11 protein-coding genes and 1 pseudogene are annotated in these 12823 nt (G+C 41.3%); 10 read left to right on the forward strand and 2 right to left on the reverse strand.

Going from position 1 to position 12823, the window contains the following annotated elements; translation table 11 throughout:
• Window positions 1–27: 27 nt before the first annotated feature.
• Entirely contained in the window at window positions 28–2286 is a 2259-nt protein-coding gene (locus tag HT711_RS09175; protein WP_173233806.1) for an ATP-dependent Clp protease ATP-binding subunit, read from the reverse strand.
• Window positions 2287–2515: 229 nt separating this feature from the next.
• On the reverse strand, window positions 2516–2746 hold the full coding sequence (locus HT711_RS09180; protein ID WP_000443574.1) for a DUF1797 family protein: 231 nt from the start codon (window positions 2744–2746) through the stop codon (window positions 2516–2518).
• A 190-nt stretch (window positions 2747–2936) separates the two neighbouring features.
• On the opposite strand from HT711_RS09180, the gene HT711_RS09185 reads away from it, so the two are divergent.
• The 10 genes and pseudogenes from HT711_RS09185 to HT711_RS11445 all read left to right on the forward strand — a co-directional run.
• A complete protein-coding gene (locus HT711_RS09185) occupies window positions 2937–3620 on the forward strand; it encodes an amino acid ABC transporter permease (RefSeq protein ID WP_001011642.1) in 684 nt (227 codons plus the stop codon).
• The gene (locus HT711_RS09190) at window positions 3620–4354 is read left to right on the forward strand and encodes an amino acid ABC transporter ATP-binding protein (protein WP_000140954.1); all 735 of its coding nucleotides are present in this window, start codon (window positions 3620–3622) and stop codon (window positions 4352–4354) included. Before HT711_RS09185 ends, HT711_RS09190 begins: the two co-directional genes overlap by 1 nt.
• A 178-nt stretch (window positions 4355–4532) precedes the next feature.
• Complete coding sequence (locus HT711_RS09195) at window positions 4533–5390, forward strand: bifunctional methylenetetrahydrofolate dehydrogenase/methenyltetrahydrofolate cyclohydrolase (RefSeq protein ID WP_172931046.1); 858 nt, start codon at window positions 4533–4535, stop codon at window positions 5388–5390.
• A gap of 4 nt (window positions 5391–5394) precedes the next feature.
• On the forward strand, window positions 5395–6168 hold the full coding sequence (locus tag HT711_RS09200) for an HAD hydrolase family protein (protein ID WP_164226965.1): 774 nt from the start codon (window positions 5395–5397) through the stop codon (window positions 6166–6168).
• A gap of 58 nt (window positions 6169–6226) precedes the next feature.
• Window positions 6227–7099, forward strand: a complete 873-nt coding sequence (locus HT711_RS09205; protein ID WP_173250052.1) for an NAD(P)H-hydrate dehydratase — start codon at window positions 6227–6229, stop codon at window positions 7097–7099.
• Window positions 7100–7380: 281 nt separating this feature from the next.
• The gene (gene rpiA / locus HT711_RS09210) at window positions 7381–8064 is read left to right on the forward strand and encodes a ribose-5-phosphate isomerase RpiA (protein WP_173233814.1); all 684 of its coding nucleotides are present in this window, start codon (window positions 7381–7383) and stop codon (window positions 8062–8064) included.
• 13 nt (window positions 8065–8077) lie between these two features.
• Window positions 8078–9289, forward strand: coding sequence for a phosphopentomutase (locus tag HT711_RS09215; RefSeq protein WP_173228683.1), 1212 nt, complete (start codon window positions 8078–8080; stop codon window positions 9287–9289).
• Window position 9290: 1 nt separating this feature from the next.
• Entirely contained in the window at window positions 9291–9854 is a 564-nt protein-coding gene (locus HT711_RS09220; RefSeq protein ID WP_173233816.1) for a DUF1697 domain-containing protein, read from the forward strand.
• On the forward strand, window positions 9851–10660 hold the full coding sequence (locus HT711_RS09225) for a purine-nucleoside phosphorylase (RefSeq protein ID WP_173233819.1): 810 nt from the start codon (window positions 9851–9853) through the stop codon (window positions 10658–10660). The genes HT711_RS09220 and HT711_RS09225 overlap by 4 nt, the downstream gene beginning before the upstream one ends.
• 325 nt (window positions 10661–10985) lie before the next feature.
• Window positions 10986–12800, forward strand: a pseudogene (locus tag HT711_RS11445) (discoidin domain-containing protein); the annotation flags it as partial.
• Window positions 12801–12823: the final 23 nt, after the last annotated feature.

Below are 12823 nucleotides of genomic sequence, written 5' to 3' on the forward strand. Positions count from 1 at the left end.
TCATTTTCTACTCCTTTTCTATAGGATTTATACTTCTTTTTCAGAAGTTTTCACTTCAGCTTTTTTGGCAGATTTAATTTGAATCTTGCCCTTGCTGGTCATAACTGCTTTGAGATCTTTTTCGCTTGGATTTTCAAGGTAGTAGTCAGTGATTGCATCCTCAATATAGTCTTGAATAGTACGACGAAGTGGGCGCGCCCCCATTTTTGGATCATAACCAAGGTCAACCAATTTTTCCTTGACCTTTTCAGTTACATCCAAATGAATGTTATTGCTAGAAAGGCGTTTGTTAACATCCGCTAGCATGAGCTCGACGATTTCAAGGAGATTATCTTTGCTGAGAGCCTTAAATTCGATAATGCCATCAAAACGGTTCATAAACTCTGGGCTAAAGAAGTTACCGAGTTCACCGAGGACAGAGTTAGTTCGTCCTTCTCTAGCAGCACCAAATCCAACGCTGGCTTCGGCTTTTCCAGTCCCAGCATTTGAAGTCATGATGATGATGGAGTCCTTGAAGCTAACGGTGCGTCCTTGCCCATCTGTCAAACGACCATCGTCCAAGACTTGAAGGAACATGTGCATGACATCTGGATGGGCTTTTTCTACTTCATCCAATAGAATAAGAGAATATGGATTGCGGCGAACTTTTTCAGTTAATTGCCCAGCCTCATCATAGCCAACATAACCTGGAGGAGCGCCGACCAACTTAGCCACACTATGTTTTTCCATGTATTCGCTCATGTCAAAGCGAATCATGCTGTCAGCCGAACCAAAGAGTTCGATAGCTAGTTGTTTGGAAAGTTCTGTCTTACCGACACCAGTTGGTCCGACAAAGAGGAAGCTTCCAATTGGACGGTTAGGGGTACCGAGACCGACACGATTCCGGCGAATAGCCTTGGCAATCTTATCGACAGCATCGTCTTGCCCAATAACATGAGACTTGAGGTCTTCAGCTAGATGGATAAGTTGAGATTGTTCTTTCTCTTTCAAATCGCCAACAGGAATATTGGTTTTCTGCTCGATAATATGCTCAATGGTTTTTTCACTGATGATAGGAGTATCCTGGTCTGTGACCTTTTTCTTTTGCATTTCCTTATACTTAGCAATCTGGTCGCGGAAGTAGGCGGCCTTCTCAAAATCTTCCTCTCGTGTAGCTTGAGACTTGAGATTTTCAGCCTCGATTAAGCGTTGATCAATGACTTTAGGATCGACAAAATTCAAGGTCAAGTTCATCTTAGAGCCAGCTTCATCTAGGAGGTCAATGGCCTTGTCAGGCAAGAAGCGATCTTGGATGTAGCGATTGGAAAGAGTTGCAGCTGCTTCAATTGCAGCATCGGTATACTGGACGTGGTGGTAGTCTTCGTATTTCTTTTGAATTCCTTTGAGGATAGTGATTGTTTCTTCCACTGTTGGTTCATCGACTTTGACAGGCTGCATACGACGCTCTAGGGCAGCATCCTTTTCAATGATACGGTACTCATTTAGGGTAGTGGCACCGACCAGTTGTAGTTCCCCACGGGCAAGGGCTGGCTTGAGGATATTTCCAGCATCCATATTACCATCACTCGCAGAACCAGCACCAACAATTTCATGGATTTCATCGATAAAGAGAATGATATCCTCACGTTTGCGAATTTCTTCCATGAGTTTTTGCATGCGTTCTTCAAATTGTCCACGGATACCCGTTCCTTGAACCAAGCTAACCACATCCAGACGGATGACTTGTTTACCTTGGAGTTTATGTGGAACATCGCCATCAACGATTTTCTGAGCTAGACCTTCGACAACGGCCGTTTTTCCGACACCTGGTTCACCGATAAGAACAGGATTATTCTTGGTTCTACGATTGAGAATCTCGATGACACGGATAATCTCATCGTCGCGCCCAATAACAGGGTCTATATCTCCACGACGGGCAATCTCAGTTACATTGATACCAAATTCTTCCAGCAGGCCTTTTTCTTGGCTTGGGGGCGGAGTTTGGGCAGGTCCACGATTTTGGGAACCATAACCGCCATTTCCACCGTAACCTCCACCTGATTGGGTTGGGGGAGTCGGAGGAGTATTGCTAGAAGGTCTGAAATTGTTTAGATCATTGAAGAAATCACCAAAGGGGTCAAAGTCACGATTGTTCAAATCTGTCATTCCTTTAAAGAGACTGTTGTTAGGATCTGTTTTGATAATCTTGTAGCAGTTTTGACAGAGGTCAATTTGTTTTTGTTTTCCATTGAGATTGGTGTAAAGATGAATTGTTGAGTCGTTGATTTTACAGTTTTGACAAAGCATACATCTACCTCATTTCTTTCTTTAGCCTGACCTGTTTAAAGGTCAAAAATAGTCAAATTTCTATACTTTCATTATAACAGGATTGGGGTGTAAAGCAAGTAAAAAGATTGCAGCTTTGAGAAGTTGTTACAATGAAAATTTTTGTGAATTTGGACTATAAAAAAATCCTATTTGTGAGACAAAAAGGATTTTGGTTAGACATGCAGGGGGTAATCCTGCTTGTTTTAGATTAGTAGAGAAGTTCGTAAATCTCCATTGCAATCAAGTCAATGCTATCAAAAGTATAGGTTTCGCGAGCTTCTACATCACGAAGGGTAAAGATTGAGCCGTTTTCTTCGTCGTGGCTGTACGCAACTTCTGCAACAACAACTCCTTCGCGTTCAAAATTACGTTTTAAATTTCCGCCATCGTTTGCCATTGCTTCAAGGCGGTTGATGATTCTAACCAAATGTGATTCCATTTTGATTCTCCTTCATTTCTTATCGTTACTATTTTACCATAAAGGAGGCCAAATTGACTAGAAAAAACTAAGATTTCTCGCTAATTCTACTAGCTTAAAGTTTTTTTGAATAAATCAAATAAAAAGTTTGAATTTTAATTCAATACATGTTATAATCATACAGTATTCTATTTTAGAAAGCAGTGTGACTATGAATTTTTCTTTTTTACCTAAGTATTTACCTTATTTTAACTATGGGGCTGTCGTGACGGTTCTCATTTCTATCTGTGTTGTCTTTTTGGGAACCATTTTAGGTGTTGTCTTGGCTTTTGGGCAACGTTCAAAGTTTAAACCGCTTGTCTGGCTCGCCAACTTGTACGTTTGGATTTTCCGTGGGACACCGATGATGGTTCAGATTATGATTGCCTTTGCTCTTATGCATATCAATGCCCCGACTATTCAGGTTGGAATTTTGGGTGTTGATCTTTCTCGTCTGATTCCAGGGATTTTGATTATCTCTATGAACAGTGGTGCTTATGTTTCTGAGACTGTTCGTGCTGGAATCAATGCGGTTCCAAAAGGTCAGCTAGAGGCGGCCTATTCTTTAGGGATTCGTCCTAAAAATGCGATGCGCTATGTGATTTTGCCACAAGCAATCAAAAATATTTTGCCAGCATTGGGGAACGAATTTATTACCATTATCAAGGACAGCTCCCTCTTATCAGCTATCGGTGTTATGGAGTTGTGGAATGGGGCTACAACAGTTTCTACAACAACCTATCTACCTCTGACTCCACTTTTATTTGCAGCCTTTTACTACTTGATTATGACCTCTATTTTGACCGTAGCCTTGAAAGCTTTTGAAAAACGTATGGGACAAGGAGATAAGAAATAATGACAGAAACCTTGATAAAAATTGAAAATTTACATAAATCATTTGGAAAGAATGAAGTATTGAAGGGCATCAACCTCGAGATTAAAAGAGGAGAAGTTGTCGTTATCATCGGTCCTTCAGGGAGCGGGAAATCTACCCTGCTTCGCTCTATGAATTTGTTGGAAGAAGCAACTAAAGGAAAGGTTATCTTTGAGGGAGTCGATATTACGGACAAGAAGAATGACCTGTTTGCCATGCGTGAGAAGATGGGGATGGTTTTCCAACAATTCAATCTCTTTCCTAATATGACTGTGATGGAAAATATCACCTTGTCACCTATCAAGACCAAAGGTGAAAGCAAGGCAGTTGCTGAGAAGAGAGCCCAAGAGCTGTTGGAAAAAGTTGGTTTGCCGGATAAGGCAGACGCTTATCCACAGAGTTTGTCAGGTGGGCAGCAACAACGGATTGCTATCGCGCGTGGGTTGGCTATGGAACCAGATGTTTTGCTCTTTGACGAGCCGACTTCAGCTCTGGACCCTGAGATGGTTGGAGAAGTTCTAGCTGTTATGCAAGACCTTGCCAAGTCAGGAATGACTATGGTTATCGTAACACATGAGATGGGATTTGCCCGTGAGGTGGCAGATCGTGTCATCTTTATGGCAGACGGTGTGGTTGTTGAAGACGGAACACCAGAACAGATTTTTGAACAAACCCAAGAACAACGGACTAAGGATTTCTTGAGTAAGGTTTTATAAGTTAGCTTTGTTAAGCTATTTGTAACCAATTTTAAACTTTCAAGACAAGATTAGTGAAAAGCTCGACCAGAGCTTTTTCTTATAGTTTGAAACTATAGGATAGCCTAGGAAAGAAGTGTTAGAGGGGACTAGCGGTTTTTGGTATAATGGAAGATATTTGAAAGAAAAGAGAAGTGATATGACACAGATTATTGATGGGAAAGCTTTAGCGGCCAAATTGCAGGGGCAGTTGGCTGAAAAGACTGAAAAATTAAAGGAAGAAATAGGTCTAGTGCCTGGTTTGGTAGTGATTTTGGTTGGGGACAATCCAGCCAGCCAAGTTTACGTTCGCAACAAGGAACGCTCTGCCCTTGCGGCTGGTTTCCGTAGCGAAGTAGTGCGAGTTCCAGAGAACATTACGCAAGAGGAATTGTTAGACTTGATTGCCAAATACAATCAAGATCCAGCTTGGCATGGGATTTTGGTCCAGTTACCATTACCAAAACATATCGATGAAGAGGCGGTTTTATTAGCTATTGACCCAGAAAAGGATGTGGATGGTTTCCATCCCCTAAACATGGGGCGTCTTTGGTCTGGTCATCCAGTCATGATTCCTTCGACACCTGCAGGAATTATGGAAATGTTTCATGAATATGGGATTGAATTAGAAGGTAAAAATGCGGTCGTCATCGGTCGTTCAAACATTGTTGGAAAACCCATGGCCCAGCTTCTTTTAGCCAAAAATGCAACAGTAACCTTGACCCATTCACGTACTCATAATCTTGCCAAGGTAGCTGCTAAAGCAGATATTCTGGTTGTTGCAATCGGTCGTGCCAAGTTTGTGACTCCTGACTTTGTCAAACCAGGTGCGGTAGTCATTGACGTTGGGATGAATCGTGATGAAAATGGTAAGCTCTGTGGGGATGTGGATTATGAGGCAGTTGCCCCACTTGCTAGCCATATTACGCCAGTTCCTGGAGGTGTTGGTCCTATGACCATTACTATGCTGATGGAGCAAACCTATCAGGCGGCACTTCGGACATTGGACAAGGACTAGGAAAATGAAATTCGTATTTGATTTGGATGGGACGCTGTCTTTTGACTATATGACCATAGATGAAGAGATTAGGCAGGTTCTTTTAAAGGCTGAAGATTATGGACATGAGGTTGTATTTGCCTCAGCACGCTCTTATCGAGATAGTTTAGGCTTATTAGGTTCCGAGCTTAGTCAGTGCTTGGTCATAGGTTTGAATGGTGGTGTAGCCTATTATCTGGGAAAAGCTATCTATGAAATGAATCTCGATGCTAGGATTTATCAGGCTCTAGTGGATTATTGCCAGACCTATAATCTTCCTTTCTTTGTAGATGATTGCTTTGACTATAGTGGTCAGATTGTAGAGAAGATTCCATTTTTCTCCAGTGTGGATCCCCTAAAGGTAGCTCGTCATCAGAAACTCGAGGACTTAGGGACTCCGATTAAGGTAGTCGTTTATATGGGTGACCATGAGGATTTGCTTGATGATCTGCTTGGTCAGTTAGAAAGACTGGGGCTAGCCCATCTGTCCTATCATACGCATGAAAAGTGTCTTTATGTCAACCCCTTGGATACTCATAAGGCGACAACTGTTGAAAAGTTATGTGGGGAGAACTTCATTGCTTTTGGAAATGACCAAAACGATATTGAACTGTTTAAAACGTCTCTCTATTCTATCCAAATTGGAGATTTCGCTGGCCTTACTCCATATGCAGATGAAACGCTAAAGATAAAGGGAGCTCCTTCTCCGACAGTAGCAGACAAAATCTTACAAACTTTTACGGAATTTAAGGGAAAATAGTAGAAAAGGAGGTCTGCGCCTCCTTTTTGTTGTATAATAAAAGCGAGAGGAAAAAAGGATGAAAGTGATTGATCAAACCTTACTAGAAAAAGTTATTATTGAACGTTCTCGTACCAGTCATAAAGGGGACTACGGTCGTCTGCTGTTGCTTGGTGGGACTTATCCTTATGGAGGTGCTATCATTATGGCTGCACTAGCTGCTGTTAAGAGTGGTGCAGGATTGGTGACCGTTGGAACGGACAGGGAAAATATTCCAGCTCTGCACAGCCATTTACCTGAGGCTATGGCCTTTTCTCTTCAAGACCAGCAGTTGTTAAAAGAGCAATTGGAGAAGGCAGAAGTTGTCTTGCTGGGACCTGGTTTACGAGACGATGCTTTTGGAGAAAATCTAGTCAAACAGGTCTTTGCTAACTTAAGCCAAAATCAGATTTTGATTGTAGATGGAGGGGCCTTGACCATCCTTGCTAGAACAAGTTTGTCATTTCCTTCGAGTCAGCTTATCCTAACTCCTCACCAAAAAGAATGGGAAAAATTATCTGGAATTACGATTGAAAAGCAAAAGGAAGATGCAACGGCTAGTGCCCTGACTTCCTTTCCTCAAGGAACAATTTTGGTGGAGAAAGGCCCAGCTACTCGTATTTGGCAAGTTGACCAGTCTGATTATTACCAGTTACAGGTTGGTGGTCCCTATCAGGCGACTGGGGGAATGGGAGATACTCTGGCTGGGATGATTGCAGGATTTGCAGGCCAGTTTAAACAAGCCAGTCTCTACGAGAGTGTGGCAGTAGCGACTCATCTTCATTCAGCTATAGCCCAAGAACTATCTCAAGAACAGTATGTGGTCTTGCCGACGGGAATTAGTAATTGTCTTCCTAAAGTAATGAAAATTATTTGTCAACAAGAGAGGGTAAGCAAAGATAAACTTGTTTAAAATAGATAGATAAACCTACTTCCTTCTCTTAATTTATGATTCTTGAAATGCGCCTGCTTTAATGCTAAACTAGACGTATCAAAGTTAAGGTCTTATTTTTGGAACTGGAAAGAGATGAACAAATCAAATACATAAAAGATAAACTCATTTTTATTCGTTTGGTAAAAAGAAAATGCATATTTTTAAAGAAAGATTGATGAAAAATGTAAATTTGATCTTTTCACTTGAATAAAAAGCGGTTTCATAGTAAAATAAGAACTGAGAATGATGGAGGTAAATCGGTGGAAAATCTGAAGAAAATGGCAGGTATCAAGGCTGCTGAGTTTGTCAAGGATGGCATGGTCGTTGGACTTGGAACAGGCTCGACTGCCTATTATTTTGTCGAAGAAATCGGTCGTCGTATCAAGGAAGAAGGATTGCAGATTATAGCTGTAACGACTTCTAGTGCGACCACTAAACAGGCAGAAGGCCTTAATATCCCACTCAAATCTATTGACCAAGTAGACTTTGTCGATGTGACAGTTGATGGCGCGGATGAAGTGGATAGTCAGTTTAATGGAATCAAAGGTGGTGGTGGTGCTCTTCTGATGGAGAAGGTTGTTGCGACACCATCAAAAGAATACATTTGGGTGGTGGATGAAAGCAAGCTAGTCGAAAAACTAGGTGCTTTTAAATTGCCAGTAGAAGTGGTTCAGTATGGTGCAGAACAGGTCTTTCGTCGTTTTGAACGAGCTGGCTACAAACCAAGTTTCCGTGAAAAAGATGGCCAACGTTTTGTGACGGATATGCAGAATTTTATCATCGATCTTGCCTTGGATGTCATTGAAGATCCAATTGCTTTCGGACAAGAATTGGACCATGTCGTTGGTGTCGTAGAGCACGGTTTATTCAACCAAATGGTGGATAAGGTCATTGTTGCTGGACGAGATGGGGTTCAGATTTTAACCTCAAGAAAAGAAAAATAGAAGGGGGCATAAGATGTCTAAATTTAATCGTATTCATTTGGTGGTACTGGATTCTGTAGGAATCGGAGCTGCACCAGATGCTAATAACTTTGTCAATGCAGGGGTTCCAGATGGAGCTTCTGACACACTGGGACACATTTCAAAAACAGTTGGTTTGAATGTCCCAAATATGGCTAAAATAGGTCTTGGAAATATTCCTCGTGAAACTCCTCTTAAGACTGTACCGGCAGAAAGCAATCCAACTGGATATGCAACAAAATTGGAAGAAGTATCCCTTGGTAAGGATACCATGACTGGGCACTGGGAAATCATGGGACTCAACATTACTGAGCCTTTCGATACTTTCTGGAATGGATTCCCAGAAGAAATCTTGACAAAAATCGAAGAATTTTCAGGACGTAAGGTCATTCGTGAAGCCAACAAACCTTACTCAGGAACAGCCGTTATCGATGATTTTGGACCACGTCAGATGGAAACTGGAGAGTTGATTATCTATACTTCAGCTGATCCTGTTTTGCAAATTGCTGCCCACGAAGATATTATTCCTTTGGACGAATTGTACCGTATCTGTGAATACGCTCGTTCAATTACCCTTGAGCGCCCTGCCCTTCTAGGTCGTATCATTGCTCGCCCTTATGTAGGTGAACCAGGCAACTTCACTCGTACAGCCAACCGTCGTGACTTAGCCGTTTCTCCATTTGCACCGACTGTTTTGGATAAATTGAATGAAGCTGGTATCGATACTTATGCTGTTGGTAAAATCAATGATATATTTAACGGTGCTGGTATTAACCATGACATGGGCCACAACAAGTCAAACAGCCATGGAATTGATACACTATTGAAGACCATGGGCCTTGCTGAATTTGAAAAAGGATTCTCATTCACAAACTTGGTTGACTTTGATGCCCTTTACGGCCACCGTCGTAATGCTCATGGTTATCGTGATTGCTTGCATGAGTTTGATGAACGCTTGCCTGAAATTATCGCAGCCATGAGAGAGGATGACCTTCTTTTGATTACTGCTGACCATGGAAATGACCCAACCTATGCAGGAACAGACCACACTCGTGAATATATTCCACTTTTGGCTTACAGTCCTGCCTTTAAAGGAAATGGTTTGATTCCAGTTGGACATTTTGCAGATATTTCAGCGACTGTTGCAGATAACTTTGGTGTTGAAACAGCCATGATTGGGGAAAGTTTCTTAGATAAATTGGTATAAAATGACGCACTATGCTTTGCTGGTGAGGGGTATTAATGTTGGTGGCAAGAATAAGGTCGTCATGGCGGAGCTTCGTCAAGAACTGACAGAATTGGAACTGGAAAAGGTTGAAAGCTACATCAACAGTGGCAATATTTTCTTTACTTCGGCAGACTCAAAATCCCAATTGATTGAAAAATTAGAGACTTTCTTTGCAGTCCATTATCCATTTATTCAGAGTTTTTCCATAATGAGTCAAGAAGACTATGAAGCAGAAGTGGAGAATCTACCAGCTTGGTGGAATGAAGATTTGGCACGAAAAGACGTCCTCTTTTACACTGAGGGCTTGGACGTGGAGCAAGTCATCGCGACAGTTGAAAGTTTAGAGCTGAAAGATGAGGTGCTTCATTTTGGAAAACTTGGTATTTTCTGGGGAAAATTCTCTGAAGAAACCTACTCTAAAACTGCCTATCACAAGTACTTGCTCAAGGTGCCTTTCTATCGCAATATTACTATTCGCAATGCCAAAACCTTTGACAAAATCGGTCAAATGCTAAAAAATAATAATAAAGGAGACACACAATGACATTTTTAGACAAAATCAATGAAACAGCTGCTTTCCTGAAAGAAAAGGGAATCCAAACGCCTGAGTTCGGTCTAATCCTTGGGTCAGGTCTTGGAGAATTGGCAGAAGAAATCGAAAATCCAGTTGTAGTAGACTATGCGGATATTCCAAACTGGGGCCGTTCAACAGTAGTTGGTCACGCTGGGAAATTGGTATATGGTGAACTTGCAGGTCGCAAGGTCTTGGCTCTTCAAGGTCGCTTCCATTTTTACGAAGGCAATCCTCTGGAAGTCGTGACTTTCCCAGTACGTGTCATGAAAGTTCTTGGATGTGAAGGTGTTATTGTAACCAATGCAGCTGGTGGTATTGGTTATGGTCCTGGTACTTTGATGGCTATCTCAGATCATATCAATATGACGGGGCAAAATCCATTGATGGGTGAAAACTTGGATGACTTTGGTCCACGTTTCCCAGATATGTCTAAGGCCTACACTCCAGAATACCGTGCTACTGCCCATGAAGTGGCTAAAAAACTGGGTATCAAGCTTGATGAAGGTGTCTATATCGGTGTAACCGGTCCAACTTATGAAACACCAGCAGAGATTCGTGCCTATAAGACACTGGGAGCAGATGCAGTTGGTATGTCTACGGTTCCTGAAGTTATCGTGGCAGCCCACTCAGGCTTAAAAGTTCTAGGAATTTCATGTATTACTAACTTTGCGGCTGGTTTCCAAGAAGAACTCAACCACGAAGAAGTTGTAGAAGTGACTGAACGTGTTAAAGGTGATTTCAAAGGCTTGCTTAAAGCGATTCTTGCAGAATTGTAAGAAAAAAGATTTAAAAGGGGGATGTCTCTGTCTTTTCAGGATTGACTGCCTATCCGGATTAAAGAAGAAACATAGGTAGACTATGGGTTTCTTCCTACTCTTGTACCTGAAAGAGTCTGATAGCCAGCATTGTGAAAGACAAGAATCTAGGAAGCTGGAATTAGCTTCCTAGCCAAGCAGACTAGTATGATAAGAAGAGATAAGAATGAATTTACTTTCTGAATTTCTCAGTCTTATCATATATAGCACAATGAGATTTTGCTTGAGTCTGCTTACAAATAAACGAAAAGAAAGATAAGAAATAATGAAAATTGGTCAACGAATTATGCGCTTTGGCATAAAAAAATTAAGTATCGGGGTTGTATCTGTTGCAGTCGGCTTCGCATTTCTAGCTCCAGCTGGAATTTCAGCCAATGAACTAAAGCAAGATGTAACATCTGAAGTGGCAACAAGAGTGCTAGATTCTAAGGAGGAATTGAGAGAGCCGGAAAATGTTGCTCCAAAACTAGAAACTCCTCTTAAAGAGGAGCCAAGACTAGCTCCTCAACCGCTTCTGGAAGCAAGTGAAGTTCTTGAAAACAAAAGGGAAGAGTCAAAAGTAGAGACAACAGAGCCAGCTCAAGACTCGCCTATTCATGCTCCTGTAGAAGAAACTAAAGAAGAAGTTGTGACAGAAAAACCAACAAATACTCGTTCTTTAACAGCAGAAGATTTGGTGAAGATTTCCAAAGGGGAATTACATTTAGAAAATGATTTGATTGATGAATCTCTCTATGGTGAAAAAGTTCTCGATTTGGAAGGGGATGATGACCAAGATGGCATCAAAAACAAAGATGAACTTTATGTGTACAACAAAGATGGTAAGGATTATCTAGGATATAACAGTCATCCCTTGCTAGCAGACAGTGATGGGGATGGTTTGGCAGATGGAGAAGATGACAATAAGAAAGAATGGTATGTCACAGACCGTGATTCTCTTCTCTTTATGGAGTTAGCCTATCGAGACGATGATTATATTGGGAAAATTTTAGATCATAAGAATCCTTTCCCGAGTCTCTATCTTGATCGTCAAGAATACAAACTCATGCACAATGAATTGGCTCCTTTCTGGAAGATGAAAAAAGCCTACCATGCAGATAGTGGCTTGGATGCTTTCTTATTTGAGACCAAGAGCGACCTTCCTTATCTCAAAGATGGAACGGTGCACATGTTGGCTATTCGTGGAACGCGAGTTAATGATGCCAAGGACTTAAGTGCAGATTTGGTTTTATTAGGGGGAAATAAACCAGCTCAAGCGGATGATATCCGCAAAGTTGTTGGAGAATTAGCCAAGGATACAAGTATTACCAAGTTGTATATGACAGGTCATTCTCTTGGAGGCTACCTAGCTCAGATTGCAGCGGTTGAAGCTTACCAAAAATATCCTGATTTTTATAACCATGTATTACGGAAAGTAACGACTTTCAGTGCTCCTAAAGTGATTACTTCCAGAACTGTTTGGAATGCTAAGAATGGTTTCTGGGATGTTGGTTTGGAAAGCCGTAAATTAGCTGTTAGTGGAAAAATTAAGCATTATGTGGTTGATAATGATAATGTTGTGACTCCCTTGATTCATAATGATCGTGATATCGTTACATTTACAGGTAATTCACGCTTTAAACACCGTTCTCGTGGCTATTTTGAAAGTCGAATGAATGATATTCCTAACTTTAATATTGGTAAACGAGCTACCTTGGATAAACATGGTTATCGTGATCCGAAATTGGATAAAGTGCGATTCTTTAAGAAACAGGCTCTGCCTCAATCTTCTAGTCAACCAAGCGCTGAACCAATGGAAAATATTGCCTTAGGGAAACAGGTTACTCAAAGTTCGACAGCTTTCGGAGGAGATGCTAGAAGAGCTGTGGATGGCAAAGTTGATGGTAACTATGGTCACAATTCTGTCACTCACACCAACTTCCAATCCAAGCCTTGGTGGCAAGTAGATTTGGCTAAAGAAGAAACCATTCGCCAAATCAATATTTACAACCGCACAGACACTGCCCAGGATAGATTGGCAAACTTTGATGTCATTCTTTTAGACAGTTCTGGTAAAGAAATTGAAAGAAAACGAATAACATCTCTTAAAGATGTATCAGCACAAATTGCGATTAACCATAAAAA

Origin of the sequence: Streptococcus sp. 1032 (genome assembly GCF_013277015.1) — a bacterium.
In the GTDB taxonomy this organism is placed as follows: Bacteria; Bacillota; Bacilli; order Lactobacillales; family Streptococcaceae; genus Streptococcus.